The 25,189-nt window shown below is 36.0% G+C and carries 22 protein-coding genes and 1 tRNA gene; 7 read left to right on the plus strand and 16 right to left on the minus strand.

All coding sequences use genetic code 11. From position 1 onward, the window contains the following. The first annotated feature begins 5 nt into the window (after positions 1-5). From BLQ00_RS05420 to BLQ00_RS05450, 7 genes are all read left to right on the plus strand, one after another. On the plus strand, positions 6-1,034 hold the full coding sequence (locus tag BLQ00_RS05420; protein WP_093141523.1) for an asparaginase: 1,029 nt from the start codon (positions 6-8) through the stop codon (positions 1,032-1,034). A gap of 83 nt (positions 1,035-1,117) precedes the next feature. Continuing rightward, positions 1,118-1,205: transfer RNA gene (locus BLQ00_RS05425), tRNA-Ser, on the plus strand. 367 nt (positions 1,206-1,572) lie between these two features. After that, positions 1,573-2,370, plus strand: coding sequence for a MotA/TolQ/ExbB proton channel family protein (locus BLQ00_RS05430; protein WP_093141525.1), 798 nt, complete (start codon positions 1,573-1,575; stop codon positions 2,368-2,370). A gap of 18 nt (positions 2,371-2,388) precedes the next feature. Next, positions 2,389-2,817, plus strand: a complete 429-nt coding sequence (locus tag BLQ00_RS05435) for a hypothetical protein (protein ID WP_093141528.1) — start codon at positions 2,389-2,391, stop codon at positions 2,815-2,817. A gap of 1 nt (position 2,818) precedes the next feature. Further along, the gene (locus tag BLQ00_RS05440; protein WP_093141529.1) at positions 2,819-3,439 is read left to right on the plus strand and encodes an ExbD/TolR family protein; all 621 of its coding nucleotides are present in this window, start codon (positions 2,819-2,821) and stop codon (positions 3,437-3,439) included. A 13-nt stretch (positions 3,440-3,452) separates the two neighbouring features. Further along, positions 3,453-3,926 (plus strand): ExbD/TolR family protein, encoded by a 474-nt coding sequence (locus tag BLQ00_RS05445; RefSeq protein WP_093141532.1) that lies wholly within the window; start codon positions 3,453-3,455, stop codon positions 3,924-3,926. 152 nt (positions 3,927-4,078) lie between these two features. Beyond that, complete coding sequence (locus BLQ00_RS05450; protein WP_229792573.1) at positions 4,079-4,726, plus strand: porin family protein; 648 nt, start codon at positions 4,079-4,081, stop codon at positions 4,724-4,726. Here the strand turns inward: BLQ00_RS05450 and BLQ00_RS05455 are convergent. The 16 genes from BLQ00_RS05455 to BLQ00_RS05530 all read right to left on the minus strand — a co-directional run bounded on the left by BLQ00_RS05455 (position 4,721) and on the right by BLQ00_RS05530 (position 25,104). Then, on the minus strand, positions 4,721-5,326 hold the full coding sequence (locus BLQ00_RS05455; protein WP_093141537.1) for a hypothetical protein: 606 nt from the start codon (positions 5,324-5,326) through the stop codon (positions 4,721-4,723). The two genes, BLQ00_RS05450 and BLQ00_RS05455, sit on opposite strands and share 6 nt — an antisense overlap. Then, positions 5,326-6,780 carry an RNA polymerase factor sigma-54 gene (gene rpoN / locus BLQ00_RS05460; protein WP_093141539.1) on the minus strand — a complete coding sequence of 485 codons (1,455 nt, stop codon included), beginning with the start codon at positions 6,778-6,780 and terminating at the stop codon, positions 5,326-5,328. The genes BLQ00_RS05455 and rpoN overlap by 1 nt, the downstream gene beginning before the upstream one ends. A gap of 141 nt (positions 6,781-6,921) precedes the next feature. Then, positions 6,922-8,364, minus strand: coding sequence for an asparagine--tRNA ligase (gene asnS, locus BLQ00_RS05465; RefSeq protein ID WP_093141542.1), 1,443 nt, complete (start codon positions 8,362-8,364; stop codon positions 6,922-6,924). A gap of 55 nt (positions 8,365-8,419) precedes the next feature. Then, positions 8,420-10,828: an efflux RND transporter permease subunit gene (locus BLQ00_RS05470; protein ID WP_093141545.1), complete on the minus strand. Its 2,409-nt coding sequence runs from the start codon at positions 10,826-10,828 to the stop codon at positions 8,420-8,422. A gap of 77 nt (positions 10,829-10,905) precedes the next feature. After that, positions 10,906-12,171: a hypothetical protein gene (locus tag BLQ00_RS05475; protein ID WP_093141548.1), complete on the minus strand. Its 1,266-nt coding sequence runs from the start codon at positions 12,169-12,171 to the stop codon at positions 10,906-10,908. An 87-nt stretch (positions 12,172-12,258) separates the two neighbouring features. Next, the gene (gene frr, locus BLQ00_RS05480; protein WP_093141550.1) at positions 12,259-12,813 is read right to left on the minus strand and encodes a ribosome recycling factor; all 555 of its coding nucleotides are present in this window, start codon (positions 12,811-12,813) and stop codon (positions 12,259-12,261) included. A gap of 135 nt (positions 12,814-12,948) precedes the next feature. Beyond that, a complete protein-coding gene (gene pyrH, locus BLQ00_RS05485) occupies positions 12,949-13,656 on the minus strand; it encodes a UMP kinase (protein ID WP_093141553.1) in 708 nt (235 codons plus the stop codon). Positions 13,657-13,768: 112 nt separating this feature from the next. Then, positions 13,769-14,734 carry a translation elongation factor Ts gene (gene tsf, locus BLQ00_RS05490; RefSeq protein ID WP_093141555.1) on the minus strand — a complete coding sequence of 322 codons (966 nt, stop codon included), beginning with the start codon at positions 14,732-14,734 and terminating at the stop codon, positions 13,769-13,771. Between the two features lie 100 nt (positions 14,735-14,834). Further along, positions 14,835-15,635 carry a 30S ribosomal protein S2 gene (gene rpsB, locus BLQ00_RS05495; protein WP_093141558.1) on the minus strand — a complete coding sequence of 267 codons (801 nt, stop codon included), beginning with the start codon at positions 15,633-15,635 and terminating at the stop codon, positions 14,835-14,837. 201 nt (positions 15,636-15,836) lie between these two features. Further along, on the minus strand, positions 15,837-16,223 hold the full coding sequence (gene rpsI, locus BLQ00_RS05500; protein ID WP_093141559.1) for a 30S ribosomal protein S9: 387 nt from the start codon (positions 16,221-16,223) through the stop codon (positions 15,837-15,839). Continuing rightward, on the minus strand, positions 16,223-16,678 hold the full coding sequence (gene rplM, locus BLQ00_RS05505) for a 50S ribosomal protein L13 (protein WP_093141562.1): 456 nt from the start codon (positions 16,676-16,678) through the stop codon (positions 16,223-16,225). Before rplM ends, rpsI begins: the two co-directional genes overlap by 1 nt. 275 nt (positions 16,679-16,953) lie before the next feature. Continuing rightward, positions 16,954-18,543: a T9SS type A sorting domain-containing protein gene (locus BLQ00_RS05510; RefSeq protein WP_175445416.1), complete on the minus strand. Its 1,590-nt coding sequence runs from the start codon at positions 18,541-18,543 to the stop codon at positions 16,954-16,956. 168 nt (positions 18,544-18,711) lie between these two features. Continuing rightward, positions 18,712-18,918: a hypothetical protein gene (locus BLQ00_RS05515; protein ID WP_093141566.1), complete on the minus strand. Its 207-nt coding sequence runs from the start codon at positions 18,916-18,918 to the stop codon at positions 18,712-18,714. 106 nt (positions 18,919-19,024) lie between these two features. Beyond that, positions 19,025-20,089, minus strand: coding sequence for a hypothetical protein (locus BLQ00_RS05520; RefSeq protein WP_093141569.1), 1,065 nt, complete (start codon positions 20,087-20,089; stop codon positions 19,025-19,027). A gap of 54 nt (positions 20,090-20,143) precedes the next feature. Further along, positions 20,144-21,532, minus strand: a complete 1,389-nt coding sequence (locus BLQ00_RS05525; protein WP_093141571.1) for a hypothetical protein — start codon at positions 21,530-21,532, stop codon at positions 20,144-20,146. A gap of 119 nt (positions 21,533-21,651) precedes the next feature. After that, positions 21,652-25,104 (minus strand): pyruvate carboxylase, encoded by a 3,453-nt coding sequence (locus BLQ00_RS05530; protein ID WP_093141574.1) that lies wholly within the window; start codon positions 25,102-25,104, stop codon positions 21,652-21,654. Between the last annotated feature and the right edge of the window lie 85 nt (positions 25,105-25,189).

A 25,189-nucleotide genomic window follows, 5' to 3' on the forward strand; every position in this document is an offset into this window, starting at 1 on the left:
GAAGAATGACAAAAAAATCGAACATACTACTTATATATACAGGAGGTACTATTGGGATGATCAAAGATTTTGAAACTGGCGCACTGCGTAATTTCAATTTTGACGATTTATTGAAACATATTCCAGAGTTGAAATTATTAGATTGTGACATTGCAACCACTAGTTTTGAGGCTCCTATAGATAGTTCGAACATGAATCCTTCTTTTTGGGCAGAAATAGCAACACTTATAGAGGTTAACTATGAAGCGTATGATGGTTTTGTGGTATTGCATGGTAGTGATACAATGTCTTATACAGCTTCAGCCTTGAGTTTTATGCTAGAGAATTTAGCAAAGCCAGTCGTATTTACAGGGTCTCAATTACCTATTGGTGATTTTAGAACAGATGCGAAGGAAAATTTAATTACGTCTATTCAGATTGCAGCCTTACAGGAAAAGGGGCGACCTGTACTCACAGAGGTTTGTCTTTATTTTGAATACAAATTATACCGTGCAAACAGAACAACGAAAATAAATGCCGAACATTTTGAAGCTTTTGCATCGTTAAATTATCCTCCATTGGTAGAAAGTGGAGTGCATTTAAAGGTAAATAACGAAGCATTGTTTGTAGCCAATCGAAGAAAAAAGTTGAAGGTTCATAAAAAAATGGAATCAAATATTCTCTTGATTAAAATGTTTCCAGGATTAGATCGACCTACGTTAGAATACCTTTTAGCCTATCCAGATTTAAAAGGATTGATTTTAGAAACCTATGGTAGCGGCAATTGCACGAACGAAGAGTGGTTTTTAAAAGCCATTAAAAAAGTACTTCAAAAGAAAATTCCCGTTGTTAACGTAACACAATGCTCTGGAGGAAGCGTAAGTATGGGGCAATATGAAACGAGTATGGACCTTAAAAAGATGGGTGTTATCTCAGGGAAAGACGTGACTACGGAAGCTGCTTTGGCAAAATTAATGTATTTAATGGGGCAAAATGTTTCGTCTAATAGCTTTAAAACCATCTTTGAAACATCATTACGAGGTGAAATGCAATAAATAATAGACTAAAGTCTTTTTATTGCGTTACTTTTTTTTGTTATTTGCCATCCTATTAATTTTAACCCTTTGGGTTTTATAATAGAGAGGTGGCCGAGTGGTCGAAGGCGCACGCCTGGAAAGCGTGTATACGCCAAAAGCGTATCGAGGGTTCGAATCCCTTCCTCTCTGCAAATTTGTAATAGTACTTTGAAATGTGATGCTTGTGGGTAAGAATACGATTGTATGTATTCTAGCTTGTTTAAATAGAAACATTTTCTTTTAATTAAGAAATTTAAAGATGATTTCTGTTTGAAATCGTGCTGTTTGATAGTTATTTATGCGTTTTTACGTTAAAAAGAAGCGACTTTTTTGGTTAAAAAAGAAGATTCAATAGGGTAGTTTACCTTAATAAATTACGTTTTAACTTAAAATTGTATTGGTAACAACTTTAAATACAGCAAATACGGGCTTGCGTTAAATATATTATTGCAGATTAACTAAATTATTTTATATCTTTAAAACCTTAAACTAAAAACAAATCTTTAAGTCGATAGCAATGAAAAAATTATTTTCTATTATGGCAATTGCCGCACTAGTTTTTGCGGGAACATTAACTGCATCTGCAGCACAAACTTCGCCAACAAGCACACAATCTCTAACTACAGCAGCGACTGTATCATTTGTACAAGATGAGGAAGCTGGCTCAACAGAGGAGCCACAAGGATGGCATCAAGATTTAAAACAACGTTTCATTGAAGGGGGTCCTAGTTTTATGGGGATTGTACTTTTATGTTTAATTCTTGGTTTAGCAATTGCTATTGAAAGAATTATTTATTTAAATCTTTCTACAACTAACACTCAAAAGTTAGCTCAAAACGTAGAAGACGCATTAAGTAGTGGTGGTATTGAAGCTGCTAAGGAAGTTTGTAGAAATACAAAAGGACCTGTAGCATCTATCTACTATCAAGGTCTTGATCGTGCAGACGAAAGTATTGAAGCTGCTGAAAAAGCAGTAGTTGCTTACGGTGGTGTTCAAATGGGACAATTAGAGAAAAACGTTTCTTGGATTTCATTATTTATCGCTCTTGCTCCAATGCTTGGTTTCATGGGAACTGTAATTGGTATGATTTTAGCATTTGATAAAATTGAAGCAGCAGGTGATATGAATCCTTCTCTTGTAGCAGGGGGTATTAAAGTAGCACTTTTAACAACTGTATTTGGTTTAGTTGTAGCGATTATTCTTCAAATTTTTTACAATTATATCATTGCAAAAATTGATAGCATTGTAAACAGTATGGAAGATGCATCTATCACATTAATTGATATGTTGGTAGACTACAAAAACAAAAGATAATTTTAAAACACACCAATAATGGGTTTACATAAAATTTTAAAAATAGTAGCATTAATCCTTAGTATTGCTGGAGTTATTTCTCTTGCAATGATAGTTTCTAAGGGAGATGATGCTGTTAAAGCAACCGGAGAAGGACTAGATTGGTTTTTATATGTAGCGTATATCATGTTGGCCATTGTACTTCTTTTTGTAATAGTGTTTGTGATAAAAGGACTTTTATCAGGGAATATTAAAAATACACTTATTGCAATTGGATCTTTCTTAGCAATCGTAGTCGTATCTTATGTTTTATCAGACGGTACAGAAACAATGTTAAAAGATGGTACAATGCTTTCAGCTAGTGGTTCTAAATGGATCTCTACGGGACTGTATGTATTTTATATCTTAGGAGTTCTTGCAATTGCAGCAATGGTATTTAGTGGAATTAAGAAAATAACAACAAAATAATATGGCAAGAAGAGCAACACCAGAAGTTAATGCAGGGTCTATGGCAGACATCGCATTCCTGTTGCTTATCTTCTTTTTGGTAACAACTACCATCGAGAAAGATAAGGGGATTGCTAGACAGTTGCCTCCAAATGAAGATGTAGTCGATCCTCCAGTTATAAAGCAAAAGAACTTATTCATTGTAAATGTGAATAAAAATGATCAATTGCTTGTTGAGGATGATTTGATGGAGCTTAAAGATTTACGTCAAGCTGCAATCGAATTTTTAGACAATGGTGGGGCTGCAAAAGGGTCACCAGAATATTGTGCACATTGTAAAGGGAAAAGAAGTCCTGATTCATCAGACAATCCTGACAAGGCAGTAATATCTGTACAAAACGATAGGCTTACTTCTTATAAAATGTATATCGCTGTTCAAAATGAATTAGTGGCGGCGTACAACTTTTTAAGAGATAGAGAGTCTCAACGTTTATACGGATGGAAATTTACCGAAGTTAAGAAGGCTATTGACGAAGGGAATTATAGTGGAAACGAAGAGGCGGCTCAGGCTAAATTAGAGAATATCCAAAAATTATTTCCTTTGAAACTATCTGAGGCAGAACCGAAAAAAACAGGACAATAAAACAAGGAAAATTATGTCAAAATTCACAAAGAAAAAAAGCGGTGAGTTACCACCAGTGAATACTGCATCTTTACCAGATATTGTATTTATGTTATTGTTCTTTTTTATGGTTGTAACTGTATTAAGAAATAATAATCTATTGGTGAAAAACGAATTGCCAAAAGCAGATCAAGTTGAAAAACTGAAGAAAGATCGTTCAGTATATATTTTCGCTGGAAAACCTAGTGCTCGCTATGCAGATAAGTATGGTAAGGAAGGTAAAATCCAAATTGGAGATAAGTACACAGATGTTTCGAATGTAAAATTCGCTTTGACTGAAGCAAGACAAAAACTTTTACCAGAACTTCAAGATAAAGTAATGGTGGCTTTAAAAGTAGATAAGGAAACTAACACAGGTCTAGTAACAGACATTAAACAAGAGTTACGTGACTTAAATATGTTAAAGCTTATTTATATTGCTGCACCAGGTACCGAAATTGGAAAGTAATACGTTTTTATAATACTTAAAAAACGCCTTGTCACTGAACTTTCAGTACAAGGCGTTTTTTTGTTTCAGATAAATTAAAATACAACTATATTTATCGTATGTCTAAGCATCTATTTAATTCTTATATCTTTCTATTGCTATCATTTACTCTGATGGCACAGGATACTATTCCAAGCGATTTAGGAGACGCTAAATACCGAGAAGACCAATTTTATGTAGGGGCAACCTATAACCTTTTAACCAATGTTCCAAGTGGCGTGGACATTCGCGGACTTTCAGGCGGAATACAATTTGGGTATTTGAGAGATATGCCAATTAATACAAAGCGAAACGTTGCTATAGCCGTTGGACTAGGATTTTCATTTAATGAATTTGGTCAAACCTTATTTATTGGTGAGGATACTAATGATGAAACAATTTTTACTGTTCTAGACGATTCAGAAGTAGATTATTCGCGCAACCGATTTAGTACAGCAGCGGTAGAACTTCCTATAGAGTTTCGATGGAGGTCTTCTACGGCAACTACCTACCGATTTTGGCGTGTTTATGCGGGATTTAGGGCTGGTTATACCTATTGGTACAAAGCGAGCTTTAAACAGTCTGGAAACAATGTAAATCAGACTTCAATTCCTGAGTTTGAAAAATTAAGACTTGGAACCACATTGAGTTTTGGGTATAATACGTTTAATTTCTTTGCGTACTATAGCGTAAACCCCTTTTTCAAAAATGCAGTCACAACTACAGGAGAGTCCGTAAAGTTTCAAACCATTAGTGTCGGACTTATGTTTTATATCTTATAGCCAGAAATTAAGCATCACTAGCTGCGGTAGTATCCCTACAAAAAAACCAATAATAAGTTCTATTCCCGTATGCGAGTTTGTGTGTAAGCGCGAAGAAGCTACCCAGCCATTTGCGATAAAGAAAAAACCAATACCTACCAATACATTAACTTTAAAATGTATCCCTAAGGCTATTAAAAACATGGTTACACCTGCAATTCCCATTTGATGTAAACTAACTTTGAACTTTAAGAGAACGAGTATTAATGCACTAATGCTTGAAAAAAGTATGGCTACAAAGAAGTAATATAATTCGGGACTTTCATAAGGATCAAAAACCATCTTAATAATCAACAGCAGTAATAGGCATTGTACCATTAGTGGAATCTTTCGTTCTCCTACACTTTGAAGATGAATACTTTGTAACACTCCTATATTTTTCAGTAGAAAGAAAACAATGATAGGTATGAACAGTGTGATAATTGCAATAGAGAATAAACGCGCTTGCATGATCTCTAACTCAATAAATCGAGGTGTCACGATATAATATAAGGTTGCACCTAACAAAGGCATTAAAAGCGGATGAAATAAATAGGCGGCGAGGCGAATGAAGAAGTTCATTAAATCTCTTTTCTAAGTCTTGCGACCGGTAAATCTAATTGTTCGCGGTATTTTGCGACAGTACGACGGGCAATTGGATATCCCTTTTCTTTCAGAATTTTAGCTAGTTTATCGTCGGTTAATGGCTTTCTTTTGTCTTCTTCTGAAATTGTAATCTCTAGTATTTTTTTTATTTCTTTGGTTGAAACATCTTCTCCTTGATCGTTTTTCATCGACTCACTAAAAAAGTCTTTAATCAATCGCGTTCCGTAGGGAGTATCAACGTATTTACTATTAGCAACTCTAGAAACCGTTGAAATATCCATATTAATTTTATCGGCAATATCCTTTAAAATCATTGGTTTCAGTTTACGTTCGTCACCCGTTAAAAAATATTCTTCTTGCTGATGCATAATAGCATTCATCGTAACAAAAAGAGTTTGCTGACGTTGTTTGATAGCGTCAATAAACCATTTTGCAGCGTCTAATTTCTGCTTTATAAACTGAACGGCATCTTTCTGCGATTTCGATTTGTCTTTCGACTCTTTGTAGCCTTTCAGCATGTTGGTGTATTCTCTCGAAACATGAAGTTCTGGAGCGTTTCTACCATTTAACGTTAATTCTAAAACTCCTTCCACAATAGTAATGGCAAAATCGGGAACAACGTGTTCTACCATTCGATTATTTCCAGAATAAGCACCTCCAGGTTTCGGATTTAAATTTTCAATTTCTTGAATAGCACCACGCAATTGGTCTTCTGAAATGTCAAACTTCTGAAGTAATTTTTTATAGTGTTTTTTTGAAAAATGATCAAAGGCTTCTTCTAATATAGAAATAGCAAGAGCTACAGATTCTGTAGTGTCTTTTCGTTCTAATTGAATTAATAAACACTCCTGAAGGTCACGTGCACCTACACCTGCTGGATCTAAATCTTGTACAATTTTTAATACCTTTTCAATCTTGTCTTCACTGGTATAAATGTTTTGTGTAAACGCAAGATCGTCAACAATATCGATAAGTTCTCGGCGTATGTAACCACTTTCGTCTATACTCCCCACTAAAAACACGGCAATTTCCTTTTCCTCTTCATCCAGACGATAGGTGTTTAATTGTTGTGTTAAATGTTGAGTAAACGAAGTTCCAGAAGCATACGGCATGTCTTTCTCTTCATCATCGGCACTGTAGTTATTGGCAGAAAGTTTATAGCTAGGCGTTTCGTCATCGCTTAAATAATCGTCCACATTGATGTCGGTTTCAATAACTTCACTGTCCGATTCGTATTCGTCTTCATTGTTAAAATCTTCATCGTACGTATCGTCATCATCTTTTCCTCCTTCAAGCGCAGGATTTTCATTCATTTCTTGCGAAATACGTTGTTCAAAAGCTTGCGTAGGCAACTGTATCAACTTCATCAGCTGGATTTGCTGAGGCGATAGTTTTTGAGATAATTTAAAGTTAAGCTGTTGTTTTAGCATCGTTCTTTGTACTTACTTATAAAGTTAAAAAAAACTGGCTACTTACAGTGTAAAGTAGCCAGTTTTAATAAAAGCTTATGAAAATATAGGAAGAAGCTGAAAGTAGAAGCTTTCAAACCCCTTTTTTGTCATTTTGCGATCTTAAAACTCGGCGTTACCAGGAGTTCTAGGGTAAGGGATTACATCTCTAATATTCCCCATTCCTGTTACAAACTGTACCATACGCTCAAAACCAAGTCCGAAACCACTGTGAACTGCAGTTCCAAATTTACGAAGTTCTAAGTACCACCAAAGTTCTTTTTCGTCAATACCCATCGACTCCATTTTTGATTTTAGGACATCATAACGCTCTTCACGTTGTGAACCTCCCACGATTTCACCAATACCTGGGAAAAGAACATCCATAGCGCGTACTGTTTTTCCATCTTCGTTAAGACGCATGTAAAACGCTTTAATATTTGCCGGATAATCAAATAATATCACAGGGCATTTAAAGTGTTTCTCTACTAGAAAACGCTCGTGCTCACTTTGTAGGTCAGCACCCCATTCTTCGATGATGTATTTAAATTTTTTCTTTTGATTTGGTTTCGATCTTTTTAAGATTTCGATCGCTTCCGTATAGGTAACTCGTTTAAAGTTATTGTCTAAAATAAACTGAAGCTTTTCGCGTAGTTTCATTTCGCTACGCTCGGCTTGTGGCTTGTTTTTTTCGTCTTGAAATAAACGCTCTTCAAGAAACTCAAGGTCGTCAGCACAATTTTCTAGCGCATACGTAATGATATACTTGATAAAATCTTCAGCAAGATCCATGTTTGCATCAAGATCGTTGAAAGCTACTTCTGGTTCAATCATCCAAAATTCAGCCAAATGACGAGAAGTATTTGAATTTTCGGCTCTAAATGTAGGTCCGAAGGTATAAACTTTCCCCAGTCCCATTGCGTACGTTTCTGCTTCTAGTTGCCCACTTACAGTTAAGTTGGTTTCCTTTCCGAAGAAATCTTCTTTATAATTAATAGAGCCATCTTCATTTAAAGGTGGGTTTTTAGGATCAAGTGAGCTTAAACGAAACATTTCGCCAGCACCTTCAGCATCACTTCCTGTAATAACAGGCGTATTCATGTAATTGAAACCGTTTTTCTGAAAGTAATCGTGAACGGCAAAAGCCAGTTTAGAACGGGTGCGCATAACTGCACTAAATGTATTGGTGCGAACGCGTAAATGAGCTTGCTCTCTTAGTGTTTCAATCGAATGTCTTTTAGGCGATAGTATCGTTAATTTTACTTCTTCCGGATTTGCTTCTCCAAGAATTTCGACTTTTGAAACTTGTATCTCAACTGCTTGTCCCTGTCCTTGGCTTTCTACAAGTAAACCTCTCACGTGGATGGCAGCACCTACGGTAATTTTTTTAAGTATCTCTTCTTCAAATTTTTCAAAATCTACTACACATTGAATATTTTTAATAGTAGATCCATCATTTAATGCAATAAAACGATTGCTTCTAAAGGAGCGTACCCAGCCTTTAACGGATACTTCATGAAGAGAAGGTTCACTTTTAAGTAAGGTAGCTATTTCTATATGTTGCATAATGGTTTTTTATGAATGCGTAAATATAATTTTTTAATTGTTATTTCTGAAAAAATTACGTCTTAGACTCTAGTTCATCTTCGTCATCTTCACTGTCTGGAATAATTTTTAATGCAGGTTTTTTGAGGGTCTTTTTATTTGCAATACTTCGCTCTAATGAAAGTAATAAAGAAGGCAATAACAGAAGGTTTGCTAGCATTGCAAAAAGAAGCGTCATCGAAACTAAAGCTCCTAATGCTACGGTTCCTCCAAAGCTTGAAATGGTAAATACAGAGAACCCGAAAAACAAGACTATTGAAGTGTAGAACATACTAACGCCTGTTTCTCGTAACGCGGCATATACCGATCGTTTGATTTTCCAGTCGTTTACAATGAGCTCTTGACGGTATTTTGCCAAAAAGTGAATGGTATCATCTACCGAAATACCAAAGGCAATGCTAAACACTAAAATAGTGGAAGGTTTTATAGGTACTCCTAAAAAGCCCATCAATCCTGCGGTTACTAATAAAGGCAATAGATTTGGAATTAACGAAACAAGAATCATTCTAAAGCTTCTAAACATCCAAGCCATAAATAAGGCAATGAGTAAAATAGCGAGCGATAGTGAAATGACTAAGTTTTGAACCAAATATTTGGTCCCTTTTTGAAATACCAATGCTTTACCTGTGAGGGTTACATCGTATCTTTCCGAAGGGAAAATTTTAGCAATCTTAGTTTTTAAGTCTTCTTCTATACGATCAAACCGTTCTGTTTCGGTATCCTTCATAAATGTAGTAACACGCGCATACTGACCTGTTGTGTCTACATAGCTAGACAGTAAATTTGTTTTGTCAGAACTGCTTTTAGCGTAGGATAGTAAAAAGGTTTGTTCTTGGTTGTTTGGGAGTTGATAGTACTCAGGATTGTTATTGTAATACGCCTGCTTAGAGTATTTAATGAGTTCAACGACTGAAAGTGGCTTTGAAAATTCTGGTATTTCTTGAATGTAATCTTGTAGTTCATCAATGCGTTTAAGGGTCGCTAACTTCATCACCCCTTTTTTACGCTTGGTATCTACTAAAATTTCAAGGGGCATAATACCTTCAAATTCTTTTTCAAAGTACTTTATGTCTTTGTAGAATTCAGTTTTCTTCGGCATATCCTCAATAATACTTCCCGAAATTTTGATATTGAAAATTCCAATAATGCTTACGCAAAGCAATGCAATGGCGGTAATGTAAATGGCAATGCGATGTCCGCGTACCATTTTTTCCATCCAGTTTACAAAGCTGTTAATCCACCCTTTGTTCAAGTGTTTTAAATGTTTGTATTTAGGAATGGCCATATAACTATACACAATTGGAATGATAAGTAAGCTCAATAAAAAGATAGCGATGATATTGATTGAAGCAACAATACCAAACTCTTTAAGCAACTGACTGTTGGTTAAAATAAATGTAGCGAAACCTGAAGCAGTTGTTACGTTGGTCATTAAGGTTGCGTTTCCAACCTTGGTAATTACACGCTGTAGCGATTTTGCTTGATTCCCGTGTTGTTTTATTTCTTGCTGGTATTTATTAATCAGGAAGACGCAATTCGGAATTCCGATAACAATGATTAGTGGCGGAATTAAAGCCGTAAGTACCGTTATCTCGTAGTGCAATAAGCCTAAAATACCAAAGGCCCACATAACACCAATAATTACGGTAACCATTGAGATTAAGGTGGCTCTAAAAGATCTAAAAAAGAAGAAAAAGATAAGCGAAGTTACGAGTAGGGCAGCACCAATAAACATCCCAATTTCATCAATAATGTTTTGAGAGTTTAGAGTTCGAATATACGGCATCCCAGAAGTATGTACTTTTATACCGGTGTCTTTTTCAAATTGCTGAATTTTCGGAATTAAAACCTTGTCAATAAAATCTTTTCGTTCGGGCGTATTTACAATGTCCTTTTTAAGATAGATAGCGCTTCGTACCGATTTTTTATCGGGGCTATACACCAATCCATTGTAAAACGGAAGGTTGGTAAAAAGTTCATGTTTGTAATCATCTACAACAGCTTGTGTAATGATAGAGTCTTTCACCAACGGAACCATCCTAAAGCCTTCAATGTCGGTTCTTTTTTCTAGTTTCTGAAGGTTTCCTAAAGAAAGGGCAAACTCTACTTCTGGTGATTTTATGAAATCTTCGGAAAGTTTATTCCACGCATTGAAATTTTTAGGGGTAAATAGCAGCGAGTCTTTTACGCCTAAAACAATCAAATTTCCTTCTTCGCCAAAGTGCTTTAAAAAACTATTGTACTCGATGTTAATTTCGTGGTCGTCGGGTAATAAATTCGCTTCCGTGTATGTAAAGCGCATGTGTTTCCATTGCATTGCCAAAGCGACTGTAATAGCTGCAATTGCAATAAGAATGAACGCTCTGTTCCGTAGAATAAAACGAGCGGTTGCGCTCCAAAAACCAATGCTAAAAAGTTTATTCAAAATAGATGCAAATTAAGAACGGCAAAGGTACTAATTCCTATGAAGGGGAACGCTTTTTTGCGATAGATTTATTTTGACTAAAACTTTAAGTAGAAAGTGAACTTTAAAGAGATATTGTCGTCAAAATCTGGAAGGCTATAATACCCATAACGATACGCAAAACTCAATCCAAAACCAAAGAGGATTTTATTAAGCTCGACTCCCGATTCAGAATAAAGTTGATCTAATGTCTTAAAGTTTAGCCCTGTGTGATCCGTTTTGTTTTTTAAATCACCCAAAGCATGACGAGTAATAAGTACTAATTCGGGTTGTATTTTTCTTGAAATATTGAAGCGTCTCAAGCTATGTCTAACCTGAAGTGTGGTTAATTTGTCTGAGAAAAACTCGCCAAAATACATGGTTTCAAAACTCTTTCTGCCCGCTACAGAAAAGCGCTTTAATATTTTTCCTTTTGTAGGATTGTTAGGGTATGCGTGGTATAAATGTGTCAATGGAACATCTCCAAGTGCCAAAGCGTTTTCCCATAAAATGTGGGTAGAAGATAGGTTTCTTCTTTTTATGTAATAATCAAATTTTAATCCTAGTTTGGTGTAGTTAAAGTCACTTCCTTCAATTCCTTTTACACCTTGAGTAATCTGAGCACTAATTTTTGGAAACCCATCAAAGTATTCAATACGGCCGTCTTCCGCAGTAAAAAAATTTGTTTTCGGACTATATCGCATCGATACTGTAGCTTCTGCCACTGTGTAGTTGTTATAAAGCGTGTTGTTGATTACGTAATTATAGGCTAGTGTTTGTTCAATTTTACTTTTGGAGAGTCTAAATTCGGAATAAAATTTAGGTGAAAATTCATGCTGAATATTGGTTTGCCACGTTCTATGCTTGTAAAACTGTGTCACGTTTACCAATCGAGGTTCAAAAACGGAATATACTCTGGCATCGGTTAAAAAGTTGGAAGCACCAATTTCCATAATATCTTTGACGTAAAAAGCATTAAGCCAAGTGTTCTTATCTTTATTTAAACGAGCACTACCTCCAATGCTGTATTTTATTTGTTCGTCAATAAAACCTCGAGCAACATAACCGCTTATTTTGTAGGTTTCAGAAAGGCGATTGTTGGTTACACCTCCAAAACCAATACGTAAACCTTCATAATTGTTGTATTTAATAAGGTATTTTAAATCAGCATCGAAAAAGCCGATTGGGTAAAAACCAGTATTAAATGGGTTTTGTTTTTTTTCTTGTTGGGAAGCTGTAGTGTCCTGCTTGGTTTGAATAGAGGGCTCTTGCGCAAATGCGGAAAAAAAGGTTAAAAAAGTAAGGAAGAGTAAAACCTTGCGCATATAGGATTTCAAATCAATCTAAAGTGTAAAATTATAAATAAAGCGACAATTAAGTCGCTTTATTGTATGAATAAGAAATTAAAATGATTAGACTGTCATTATTTCTTTTTCTTTATTCGCGAAAATTTCATCTATCTTATTGATGTGGAAATCGGTTAATTTTTGAACATCAATTTCAAGATTTTTCTTCATATCCTCAGAAATTTCTAGATCTTTAATGTCATTATTTGCGTTTTTACGATCGTTACGAACACCAATTTTAGATTCTTCAGCTTCGTGTTTTGCTTGCTTGGCTAAATCTCTTCTTCGTTCTTCCGTTAGTGGCGGAACAGTAATTATAATGCTCTCTCCGTTATTCATTGGGTTAAAGCCAATGTTCGCCTGGTGAATTCCTTTTTCAATTTCAGGAATAAGGTTTTTCTCCCAAGGTTGAATGGTAATAGTCATCCCATCGGGTGTATTAACGTTGGCTACTTGACTCAAAGGAGTAAGACTTCCGTAGTAATCTACCATTACAGCATTCACCATAGCAGGAGAAGCTTTCCCGGCACGAATGTTTATGTATTTTTTTTCAAGGTGAAGTAATGCATTGTGCATTGCTTCTTTTGTGCTATCTATTATGAATTTAATTTCTTCTTCCATCTTTAGTAGTGTCTGCCTATACAGGTCTCATTTAATTAAACTTAATTGTATTAAAAAAAGTGTGTTTCTTTAAAATTAAGATATATTTTTCAAAAACTAAGCCATTTTTTAAAAATAGGAATGACTTATGGGTTTTTATAAGTTAACTTTTGTTCCAATATTTTCACCAGAAACTACTTTCATTAAGTTTCCTTTGGTGTTCATGTCGAATACAATAATTGGCAATTCATTTTCTTGACTTAATGTAAAAGCGGTGGTGTCCATTACTTTTAGGCCTTTTCGAAGTACATCGTCAAAGCTTATTGAGTCAAATTTGGTTGCAGTAGTGTCTTTTTCGGGATCGCTAGAGTAAATACCATCTACACGCGTTCCTTTTAAAATAACATCTGCGTGAATTTCGATTGCGCGTAAAACAGCAGCCGAATCTGTAGTGAAATATGGGTTTCCTGTTCCTCCGCCAAAAATAACTACGCGTCCTTTTTCTAAATGACGAATGGCTTTACGGCGAATAAAAGGTTCTGCAACTTCGTTAATTTTAATAGCGCTTTGTAAGCGTGTTGGAATCCCTTCGTCTTCCATAGCACTTTGCAGTGCGAGTCCGTTAATAACCGTTGCAAGCATCCCCATATGGTCTCCTTGTACACGATCCATTCCACGACTTGCACCAGCGACACCTCTAAAAATATTTCCGCCGCCTATTACAATGGCAACTTGTACACCTTTTTCAATAATTTCCTTAATTTCTTGGGCGTATTCTTGAAGGCGTTCTGGGTCAATCCCGTATTGACGATTTCCCATAAGGGCTTCACCAGATAATTTTAAAAGAATTCTTTTGTAGTGCATAGCTTTGTTTTACGAAGGCAAAAATAATGAAAAATGTTGGATGTTTATTTAAAAATAAAAAAACCGTCAGCGAAGAGCTGACGGTTTTAAATACAAGATATTTTTTTGAAGCTTACGTTAAAGAAACTCTTTTAAATCCAACTACTGTTGCGTCACCTTTGCTAGCAACGTAAGCAGCTACATTCATAGAATCGTCCATGATAAAGTTTTGATCTAACAATGCTTTTTCGTGGTCTAATGTAGTGTTGTCTGAAATAAAACGCTCCATTTTTCCTGGAAGAATTCTATCCCAAATAGCTTCTGGTTTCCCTTCAGCTTTTAATTCAGCTTTTGCATCTTCTTGAGCTTTTGCAAGAACCTCATCAGTTAATTGAGATCTAGAGATAAATTGAGGAACATTTTTAAGTGTTTTTCCTAATCTACCTAATTCGATATTGTCTTTTTCAATTACAGCAATTCTAGCTTCTGTTTCTGAAGCTACGAATTCTGGAGAGAAATCTTTGTATGAAAGTGTTGTTGCACCCATTGAAGCAACTTGCATAGAAACATTTTTAGCAACCTCAGCAGCTGTATCAGACGCAGCTGAAAGACCTGTTAAAGCACCAATTTTGTTTCCGTGAATGTACCCACCAACGAAAGGAGCTTCTAAAATTTCGAAACCACCGATTTCAATTTTTTCTCCAATTACACCAGTTTGCTCGATTAATTTTTCTTCAACAGTCATTCCGTCGAAATCTGCTTTTAAAAATTCTTCTTTAGAATTTGTGTCTAAAGCGATATCGGCCATTTTTTGAGCCATTGCTACGAATGAGTCATTCTTAGCTACGAAATCTGTTTCACAGTTTAAAGAAACAATTACACCTCTTGTGTTAGCGTCGTTTACTTTCGCAATTACAGCACCTTCACTAGAGTCTCTGTCGGCTCTTTTTTCAGCGATTTTTTGTCCTTTTTTTCTAAGGATTTCGATTGCTTTATTGATGTCACCTTCTGCTTCAACTAATGCCTTTTTACAGTCCATCATTCCAGCTCCAGTTTGTTTTCTTAATTGATTTACTTCTGCGGCAGTTATTTTTACCATCGTTATAAAGTTTTAATGTATTTGAAAAAAAAGGTCGTTTAATTTATTTCTATAGCAAAGAAAAGAACCAAACGACCTTAGAGTGTTAACTAAAGTTTATTTATTCTTCTTCTTTGCTTTCTTTAGAAGCAGTCACTTTTTTGCGAGCTTCTTTTTTAGCTGGAGCAGCATCCTTTTTGTCTTCTTTTCCTTCTTTACCAGATTTTCTTTCAGCAAGACCTTCTATAATAGAGTCAGATACGGAAGTCATAATTTTGCTAATAGATTTAGAAGCATCGTCATTCGCAGGAATTACATAATCAATAACACGAGGGTCACTGTTTGTATCTACCATTGCGAAGATTGGAATTTTTAATTTTTGAGCTTCAGCAACTGCGATGTGCTCACGCGTAGTATCTACGATGAATAATGCAGCAGGAAGACGGCTCATGTCGCTAATAGAACCTAAGTTCTTTTCTAGCTTAGCACGTAAACGATCTACTTGAAGACGTTCTTTTTTAGACAAAGTCATGAAAGTACCATCTGCTTTCATACGATCAATAGAAGCCATTTTTTTAACCGCTTTTCTAATCGTTACAAAGTTTGTAAGCATTCCACCAGGCCATCTTTCAGTAATGTAAGGCATGTTAGCATTCTTTGCTTTTTCAGCAACGATGTCTTTTGCTTGTTTTTTAGTAGCTACGAAAAGGATTTTTCGTCCGCTAGCTGCGATTTTTTTCAAAGCTTCATTCGCTTCGTCAATTTTTGCAGCAGTTTTGTAAAGGTTGATAATGTGAATACCATTACGCTCCATATAGATATACGGTGCCATGTTTGGATTCCATTTTCTTGTTAGGTGACCGAAGTGTACACCTGCTTCTAGAAGATCTTTAACTTCTACTGAGTTACTTGTTTTTGCCATTTTTGTTTAGTTTACTTTCTGTATGTTTAGATGTCAACCTTCTCTAGGAGCTTGGTTTAGATGCTAAACTAATGTTACATCCGGCAGGATGAAACTAACAGCTTAATGATAATAAAATTTATGAACTTGTGTTTCAAAACTATTTTGAAACGAAAATGATGTTGTGCCACAGTTTTTGCAGCACAACATACATTTGTAATATTAACGTTTCGAGAATTGGAACTTTTTTCTCGCTTTTTTCTGACCGAATTTTTTACGTTCAACCATTCTAGGGTCTCTAGTTAATAGACCTTCTGGCTTTAATACCAATCTGTGTTCTTCATTAATTGCACACATTACACGTGCCAATGCCAAACGAATTGCTTCTGCTTGACCGGTAATACCACCACCAAATACATTTACTTTGATATCGAAAGATGTTTCGTTCTCAGTAAGTACTAATGGTTGTTTTACTTTGTATTGAAGTGTTGGTGTAGTGAAATAATTTGTTAAATCACGTTTGTTAATTGTGATGTTTCCTTTTCCTTCAGAAACATATACACGTGCAACAGCCGTTTTTCTTCTTCCTATTTTGTGTATCGTCTCCATTACTTAGTTAGGTTAAGGTTAATTTCTCTTGGCTTTTGTGCTTCTTGACCGTGGTCTGTTCCTACATAAACTTTAAGGTTTCTGAATAATACAGCACCTAGCTTGTTTTTAGGAAGCATTCCTTTTACAGCCTTTTCGATAACACGTGCAGGATCTTTTCCGTACAATTCTTTAGCAGTTAAGCTACGTTGTCCACCTGGGTAACCCGTGTGGCGAATGTACGTTTTGTCATCCCACTTGTTTCCTTTAAGAACAATCTTATCGGCGTTAGTAATAATTACGTTGTCTCCACAATCTACGTGAGGCGTAAAACTTGGTTTGTGTTTGCCACGAAGTAATTTTGCAACCTCACTAGCAAGACGACCCAAAGTCTGGCCGTCCGCATCCACTAAAAGCCACTCTTTGTTAACAGTGCTTTTGTTAGCAGATACTGTTTTGTAACTCAATGTATCCATTTCGTTTTTTGTCAATAGTTAATAAAAATTTGTTTCCTCCGGTTGATACAATCGCGCTAAGAGGGGTGCAAATGTAATATTATTTATTTGAATAACAAGGGGTGACGATTTTATTTTTCCTTGTTTTCTTCGGAAGGATTTTCGAAATGTAAAACAGTTGTATGTGAACACAATCACCCTTTTACATTTTGTCTTTGAAATTTTACATTTCCTATATTTTTACTGATGTCGTGTTTCTTTTCTTCGGAAGGATTTTAAATAATAAAGCGCTGTGTTTATTGTTTGACAAACATTTTAGTCGTTGTTTTTTCTTCGGAAGAAATCTGAACGTAATAGATGCCAGCTGCGAATTTAGAAACATCAATTGGTTTTTTTATATTGATTTCTGAAAGTTCTTTTAGTAACGTTCCTTTGGTATCGTAGATTTTTATTTCTGAAAGTGAAAGTTCATCTGAAGCTACGGTTAAAAAATCTGCTGTAGGGTTTGGGTAGATAGTAATAGCTTGTTTTAAAGTTTCATCGTCAATTCCAAGATTACCATCTAGTCTAACAACCCAATAATCATATAACCCAATTGCGTCTTCTGTTTTGTCCCCCGATATATCTGAATCTGAAAAGCCAGCAACAACATAGGATCCGTTATTAGATTGTATTATTGAGTAAGCTGCTTCTCCACCATTTCCTCCTACAGTATTTTGGGCTTCAATTAGCCCCTCTGAATTGAGTTTTACAACCCAATAGTCAGATAAACCTTCAGAATTTTCAGTTTTGTCGCCTGAAATATTGCTATCAGACCCGCTTACTAAAATATAACCTCCATCCATAGTTTGTACTATAGATTCAAGGAAATCCAACCCATTTCCTCCAATAGTATTCTCCCATTGAATTTGACCGAGACTATCAATTTTCACAACCCAAATATCACCATCACCAATAGCATTTTCTGTTTTATCTCCAGAAATATTAGACCATGAGGTACCACCAAATATGTAACCCCCATCCGTTGTTTGTGATATACAATGAACGATGTCACTATCGTTACCACCAATGGTATTCTGCCATTCTATAGCACCTAAAGAATTCAATTTTACTGCCCAATAATCCTTATCACCTTTAGAATTTTCTGTTTTATCACCCGAAATGTTAGAAGAAGAATGACCACCTAGAATGCATCCACCATCACTTGTACTAACAACAGAATATAAAGAATCTTCATTATCTCCACCAATGGTATTATCCCATTCTATAATTCCATTAGTATTTAATTTCACTACCCAATAATCCATTGCATGATTAGTGCCAATTCTGTTTTCTGTTTTATCGCCTGAAATATTAGAGTCTGAGTATCCTCCAATAAAATAGCCGTTATCTGGAGATTGAACTACTGAATATAACAGTTCACGACTAGATCCACCTATTGTATTTTCCCACTCAATAATACCATTTGCATCAATTTTTACAATCCAATAGTCTGATTCTCCCATGGCATCCTCAGTTTTATCACCAGAAATATTAGAGCTTGAAATACCCCCAAGAATATAACCACCATCCATAGTCTGTTTAATAGAATACAAATGATCATCAAAAGTACCCCCAATAGTATGTTGCCATTCTATGTTCTCGTTGCTGTCAAGTTTAACTACCCAATAATCACCGGAACCTATAGAGTTTTCTGTTTTGTCTCCAGATATATTTGATGTTGAACGCCCGCCAAGAATATATCCTCCGTCAGTGGTTTTGTCCATACAATAGAGTCTGTCATCATTGCTACCACCAATTGTATTTTGTGAGAGTATATTTAGGTCTTGTGAATAGGAGAATGTAACAAATAAAAGCAATAATAGAAATGATAGTAGTTTTTTCATGAAGCATTTTTTTACAATAATAGAAAAGTTATTAGTAAAACCAGAAAATTTCATAAGTTTGATTTTTTTCAGAAGAAGATACCTAAAATAAGTGTCTTGTTTCCAGTAAAATTAGTATTTGAGTTTGTCTGTTTCTACTAATTTGTAATCTTTCAGAAACAATGAAAGTTATAAATGCCCTGTATATTTTAGTATCCAAATATCGCCAAGACCTTTACCTGCTCCTGTTTTATCTCCGTTAATTCCTGAATATGAAGTCCCAGCAATAACATAGCCACCATCTTCTGTTTGTAATAACACTCTTGCTTGATCAGACCGATTGCCTCCTAATGTTTTATCCCATTCTACTTCACCTAATTCGTTTAGTTTTACCAACCAATAGTCCTCCTCACCTCTAGAATCTTCCGTTTTATCTCCAGAGATATTAGAATTTGAATGACCAGATACTAAGTAGCCTCCTTCAGAAGACTCTATAATAGTGTTATCCCCAATTCAATTCATTTCCACCTATAGAGTTTTGCCATTCAATTGCCCCAGAACTGTCGGTTTTTAGTATCCAATAATCAAAATTTCCGTTTAAGTCTTCTGTTTTATCTCCAGAAATGTTTGATCCTGATCCCCCGCATACTATATAACCGCCATCAGTAGTTTGTATAACGTCTTCTAAAATGTCAAATTGGTCACCACCGAAATGTCTTTGCCATACAGATGAACCAGAAGCATTTGATTTGTATAACAAGTAATCTTCTCCTGTGCCGTTTTGGATGTTTATTCCTGAAATAAAACTATTGTCGGTAGTTGTTTTAAATGCTTTTAAATATCCGCCACCAGGAAATGAAAAGTCTTTTTGATCTTGAATAATTCCAGCGGAAGAAATTTTAACATACCATTGGTCGAAACCTGATCCTAGATTTATAGGAAGTGTTTTATCTCCAGAAATGTCAGAACCAGAATGGCCAGCTAGCATATAACCGCCGTCAGGAGTTTGTACAATACCTTTTAAAACATCCGTTTGATCACCACCAATCGTATTCTGCCATTCAAGCGTGCCATCAGAATTTAATTTTAACACCCAATAGTCGGGACCTCCCTGCGAATTTTCTGTTTTATCTCCCGAAATGTTAGATTCAGACGTAGCAGCAACAATATACCCTCCATCTGCCGTTTGTAAAATGTCAAATCCAAAATCGTCTTCACTTCCTCCGTAGGTTTTGTCCCATTGTATCGTTCCGTTAGCAGAAAGTTTTATAATCCAGACGTCATCTCCTCCTCTAGACTCTTCCGTTTTATCCCCAGATAAACTAGAATTAGAAGTCCCACAAAGAATAAATCCTCCATCGGCAGTTTGAATCATGGAATTAACCTGATCGTACCAAATACCACCAATTGTTTTTTGCCACGACTCTGGAATTGGAATCTCATCATCGGTTGGATCTACTTCATCATCATTAGTTTCTTCAACAGGTTCGCTGGTATCTGTAGAGCTGCAAGATTGGGTGAAAATGACGGTACAAAAGACAAATAATAGAATGTATATTTTTTTCATGGGGTGTTTTTTTTCAATAGTCCAAAAATAGCTATTTAGAGTAAATAATACATTTTATAGTTTTACAACCCAAAAGTCATTGCCTCCTCGTGAGTCTTCAGTTTTATCTCCAGATATATTAGAAGAAGAGGTTCCTGCTAAAAAGTAGTCTCCTTCACTTATTTCTATAATACTTCTTAAAAGTTCTTCATTTTCTCCTCCAATTGTATTTTGCCAATCAATATTTCCAGAAGCAGTTAGTTTTAATACCCAATAGTCTAATCCTCCTTTACTGTTTTCAGTTTTATCTCCCGATATATTAGAATTTGAATTACCACCAATAATGAACCCTTGATCTATAGTTTCTGAAACTGACCAGAGTTCATCAGATTGAGAACCGCCAATAGTATTGTCCCATTCAATAACACCCGAGTTGTTTAGTTTTAAAATCCAATAATCAGTAATTCCAATTGCGTTCTCACTTTTAGTTTCTGAAATATCTGAAGCTGAATGACCTCCTAAAATAAAACCATTGTCACTAGTCTTGCATATTGTATTTAATATATCATCATTGGCCCCGCCAATCGTTTTTTGCCAAATTATATCTCCTTGAGAATTTATTTTTACAATCCAATAATCAAAAAGGCCTAAGCCAGCTTCAGTTTTATCTCCACTAATACCAGAACCAGAGTTCCCTCCAATTATATAACCACCGTCATTCGTCGAAATTGCTGCAGAACCTGAATCTATACTACTACCTCCAATGGTTTTATCCCACTCTACATTTCCAGAACTGTCAATTTTTACGATCCAATAATCTGATCGACCTCTTGAGTTTTCAGTTTTGTCACCAGAAATATTTGAAGAGGAAAATCCACTTAATAAAAAACCACCATCATTAGAAACTACAATTGAACTTAAAATATCGCTATCGCTACCTCCAATCGTATTCTGCCATTCTATAATTCCATTATTTGTTAATTTCACGACCCAATAATCTCGACCTCCATTTGAATTTTCAGTTTTATCACCAGATAGGTTTGATACTGAGAATCCGCCTAAAATATACCCCCCATCTAATGTTTCTTTAATTGCATATAAAAAATCTTGATCAGATCCGCCTATGGTTTTTTGCCATTCAATAACACCTGAAGCATCTAATTTCACGACCCAATAATCTCCCATGCCTTTAGTGTTTTCTTCTTTATCACCAGATATATTAGAATCTGATGTTCCTCCAATAAGGTATCCATTATCTGAAGTTTTAATGCTAGGAAACAATGCGTCTTCGCCACTCCCACCAATCGTTTTTTGCCACGACTCTGGAATTGGAATCTCATCATCAGTCGGATCCACGTCATCATCATTTGTTTCTTCTATAGGCTCTCCAGTGTCTGATGAGCTACAAGATTGGGTGAAAATCACGGTACAAAAGACAAATAATAGAATGTATATTTTTTTCATGGGGTGTTTTTTTTGAAAACTACAAAAAGTATTTCATTCAGTTCTAACAAAAAATGAAATACCAATTGAATCATTCAAAAATATAACTCTTTAGTGTAAAATATGTTGTAAAAAAGGTATTACTCCACAGTCACTACCAAATCATTTTTAAACACCATCGTACCCGGCTTCAGCGTAATCGACTTTACTTTTCCTGCTTTGGTTGCGGTAACCGTAGTTTCCATTTTCATCGCTTCAATAATAAACAACGGATCGTTCTTTTTTATTTCTTGCCCTTTTTTCACCAACACCTTATATAACATACCTTGTAACGGAGCACCCATCTGACTTGCATCTGAAACATCTGCTTTTAGGTTTTCTATCTTTTTAATGTTTAGCGATTTGTCTAGCACTTCCACCAATCTGTTTTCTCCATTTACTTTGAAAAATACAATTCGCACTCCTTCATCATTGGCATTACCAATAGACAGCAGTTTTACAATGATCGTTTTTCCTGGTTCTAAATCGATCAGTACTTCTTGCCCTACCTTCATTCCGTAGAAAAAATTCTCGGTCGGTAAAATCGCTACATTTCCATATAAATTGTGTTTTTGGTGCGCGTCTTCAAAAACTCTTGGGTATAAACTATAGGATAAGAAATCTTCAAATTCGATAGGTCGCGTAAAGCCTGGCTGAAATTTCTTCTGAAAGCTTTTATATTCAGCATTAAAATCGATGGGTTTTAAATGTGCATTCGGTCGGTCGGTATACGGTTCGTTGTTTTTCAGAATTATCTTCTGAAGCTCCTTCGGAAAGCCTCCTAAAGGTTGCCCTAAATCTCCTTTGAAAAAGTTTATCACCGATTCTGGAAACGAAATGTCTTGTCCGCGCTCCATCACATCTTGCGGACTTAAATCGTTAGTGACCATGAAAATGGCCATGTCGCCTACAACCTTAGAACTTGGAGTTACTTTTACTAAGTTTCCGAAGAGGGTATTTACGTTTCCGTACATTTTTTTCACTTCGTCAAAACGATCACCCAATCCTAAAGCGGTTGCTTGCGGGCGTAAATTTGAATATTGTCCTCCCGGAATTTCATGTTGATACACTTCTGCAGTTCCCGATTTTAAACCAGATTCAAACGGATAGTACAATTCACGAACATCTTCCCAGTAATTTGAAAATTGATTCAAAGTATTGGTGTCAAAATGATGCGCACGCTCTTGGTGTTTCATCATTTCTACAATTGAATTGAAATTAGGTTGCGAAGTAAGTCCCGACAAACCTCCCAAAGCAACATCTACCACATCAACTCCTGCTTCAATCGCTTTTAAATAGGTGGCAGATTGAATGGAAGAAGTGTCGTGCGTATGCAAATGCAACGGAATGTTGAGCGTGTCTTTTAAAGCACCTACCAACTCGGTAGCAGCGTACGGACTTAACAATCCGGCCATGTCTTTAATGGCAATCATGTGTGCGCCGGCATTCTCCAAGTCTTTTGCCAGTTGGGTGTAGTATTTTAAGTTGTATTTGGTTTCGTTTTTGTCTAAAATATTTCCGGTGTAACTAATAGCAGCTTCTGCAATACCCCCCGTTTTGTTTCGGACGAAGTTAATGCTAGGCTCCATCGCTTTTACCCAGTTTAGAGAATCGAAAATTCGGAAAATATCAATTCCGTTTTCCCATGATTTTTCGATGAATTTTTCAATCAAGTTGTCTGGATATGCTTTGTATCCTACACCGTTGGAACCACGCAATAGCATCTGAAATAAGATGTTAGGCATCAGTTTCCGAAGTTGGCGTAAGCGCGTCCACGGACTTTCATGTAAAAAGCGCAAGGCTACGTCGAAAGTAGCACCTCCCCACATTTCGATACTAAAGGTGTTGGGGTGATTTTTCGCATAACTTTCAGCAACTTTCAACATATCGTACGAGCGCATTCGTGTTGCCAACAATGATTGGTGCGCATCTCGAATGGTAGTATCGGTATAATGTATTTTCTTTTCGTCTTTTAACCACGCACAAAATTTCTCTGGTCCAAGCTCGGTTAATAAGTCTTTTGTTCCTTTTGGGTAAGGCGCATTACTATCAAATTTTGGAATTTTTGCACTTCGGAAAATTTTACTGTCATCCTTAAACTTTACGTCTGGATTCCCATTTACGATCACCTCACCTAAATACTGCGTTATTTTTGAAGTACGATCCTGTGATAGTTTAATATTGAATAACTCGGGTGTATTCTGAATAAAATTAACCGAAGCCTTCCCTTCTTTGAAGGTTTCGTGCTGAATCACATTTTGAAGAAAATGGATATTGGTTTTCACTCCTCGAATACGAAATTCTTTTAAAGCACGCGTCATTTTCCGAACGGCTCCGTCTAAGGTTCTACCATGTGCAGAAACTTTTACCAACATCGAATCGAAAAACGGACTCACACTATACGATTGGTAAATACTTCCAGCGTCTAGTCGAATTCCCATTCCTGAAGCCGAACGGTAGGTTGTAATGGTTCCGTAGTCTGGCGTAAAATCGTTTTCAGGATCTTCAGTAGTTAATCTACATTGCAGAGCAAAACCATAGGTTGCTAATGTATCTTGATCGTAAATTTTTATTTGTTTGTCGGAAAGTTTATAGCCTCCGGCAACAAAAATCTGCGTTTTAATAAGGTCAATTCCGGTCACCATTTCGGTCACGGTGTGCTCTACCTGAATACGAGGGTTCACTTCAATAAAATAGACATTGTCCTCGCGATCTACTAAAAACTCTACGGTACCAACGTTGTTGTAATTAACTTCTTTAGCGATTGAAATCGCATAGGTATATAATTCATTTTTTACTTTTTCTGAAACATTAAAAGAAGGCGCCACTTCTACCACTTTTTGGTGGCGACGTTGTACCGAGCAGTCCCGTTCAAATAAATGACGGATGTTTCCGTGGTTATCGGCTACAATCTGAACTTCAATATGCTTAGGGTCTTCTACATATTTCTCCAAAAACATGGTGTCGTCAGCAAAGGCATTCAACGATTCGTTTCGCGCCGAATCAAAATACAATTCAAGGTGTTCTGGGTTTCGTACAATTCGCATTCCTCGTCCACCACCACCAGAAGCAGCTTTCAGCATTAACGGATAGCCAATTTTATCAGCTTCAGCTAAGGCAACTTTAAGTGATGTTAGTTCATTTTCGTTACTTTCAATAATAGGTACCTTACATTTTACAGCAATTTTCTTGGCCGTTATTTTATCGCCCAACGCATCCATCACTTCTGGATCTGGACCAATAAAAATAATGTTGTTTGCTTTACATTTTCGGGCGAATTCAGAATTTTCAGACAAGAAACCATAGCCAGGGTGAATGGCATCGACACCTTTCGATTTTGCCAAAGCAATAATCTGATCGCTGTCTAAATACGGTTTTAAAGGTTCATTGTTTTCTCCAATTTGATAAGCTTCATCGGCTTTATAGCGGTGTTGCGAATACCTGTCTTCGTAGGTAAATATAGCCACCGTTTGAATGTTGATTTCTGTACAAGCACGTAAAACTCTAATGGCAATTTCACCACGATTGGCAACTAAAACTTTCTTGATTTCCATGAAACTAATGAATTATGAATGAACGATTCTGTGATTTCGTTAAAGATACAATTTACTATGCATGCACAGCAAATTTTAAAGTAAT

Origin of the sequence: Ulvibacter litoralis (assembly GCF_900102055.1) — a bacterium.
Classification (GTDB): Bacteria; Bacteroidota; Bacteroidia; order Flavobacteriales; family Flavobacteriaceae; genus Ulvibacter; species Ulvibacter litoralis.

Bases quoted from the DNA above. Each gene is read 5' to 3' on its own strand.
- rplM (WP_093141562.1), bottom strand. From the start codon at position 16,678: ATGGATACATTGAGTTACAAAACAGTATCTGCTAACAAAAGCACTGTT.
- rpsB (WP_093141558.1), bottom strand. From the start codon at position 15,635: ATGGCAAAAACAAGTAACTCAGTAGAAGTTAAAGATCTTCTAGAAGCA.
- BLQ00_RS05475 (WP_093141548.1), bottom strand. From the start codon at position 12,171: ATGCGCAAGGTTTTACTCTTCCTTACTTTTTTAACCTTTTTTTCCGCA.
- rpoN (WP_093141539.1), bottom strand. From the start codon at position 6,780: ATGCTAAAACAACAGCTTAACTTTAAATTATCTCAAAAACTATCGCCT.
- frr (WP_093141550.1), bottom strand. From the start codon at position 12,813: ATGGAAGAAGAAATTAAATTCATAATAGATAGCACAAAAGAAGCAATG.
- BLQ00_RS05520 (WP_093141569.1), bottom strand. From the start codon at position 20,089: ATGAAAAAAATATACATTCTATTATTTGTCTTTTGTACCGTCATTTTC.
- tsf (WP_093141555.1), bottom strand. From the start codon at position 14,734: ATGGTAAAAATAACTGCCGCAGAAGTAAATCAATTAAGAAAACAAACT.
- BLQ00_RS05445 (WP_093141532.1), top strand. From the start codon at position 3,453: ATGTCAAAATTCACAAAGAAAAAAAGCGGTGAGTTACCACCAGTGAAT.
- asnS (WP_093141542.1), bottom strand. From the start codon at position 8,364: ATGCAACATATAGAAATAGCTACCTTACTTAAAAGTGAACCTTCTCTT.
- BLQ00_RS05430 (WP_093141525.1), top strand. From the start codon at position 1,573: ATGAAAAAATTATTTTCTATTATGGCAATTGCCGCACTAGTTTTTGCG.
- pyrH (WP_093141553.1), bottom strand. From the start codon at position 13,656: ATGCACTACAAAAGAATTCTTTTAAAATTATCTGGTGAAGCCCTTATG.
- BLQ00_RS05525 (WP_093141571.1), bottom strand. From the start codon at position 21,532: ATGAAAAAAATATACATTCTATTATTTGTCTTTTGTACCGTGATTTTC.
- BLQ00_RS05440 (WP_093141529.1), top strand. From the start codon at position 2,819: ATGGCAAGAAGAGCAACACCAGAAGTTAATGCAGGGTCTATGGCAGAC.
- rpsI (WP_093141559.1), bottom strand. From the start codon at position 16,223: ATGGAGACGATACACAAAATAGGAAGAAGAAAAACGGCTGTTGCACGT.
- BLQ00_RS05510 (WP_175445416.1), bottom strand. From the start codon at position 18,543: ATGAAAAAACTACTATCATTTCTATTATTGCTTTTATTTGTTACATTC.
- BLQ00_RS05455 (WP_093141537.1), bottom strand. From the start codon at position 5,326: ATGAACTTCTTCATTCGCCTCGCCGCCTATTTATTTCATCCGCTTTTA.
- BLQ00_RS05450 (WP_229792573.1), top strand. From the start codon at position 4,079: ATGGCACAGGATACTATTCCAAGCGATTTAGGAGACGCTAAATACCGA.
- BLQ00_RS05530 (WP_093141574.1), bottom strand. From the start codon at position 25,104: ATGGAAATCAAGAAAGTTTTAGTTGCCAATCGTGGTGAAATTGCCATT.
- BLQ00_RS05435 (WP_093141528.1), top strand. From the start codon at position 2,389: ATGGGTTTACATAAAATTTTAAAAATAGTAGCATTAATCCTTAGTATT.
- BLQ00_RS05420 (WP_093141523.1), top strand. From the start codon at position 6: ATGACAAAAAAATCGAACATACTACTTATATATACAGGAGGTACTATT.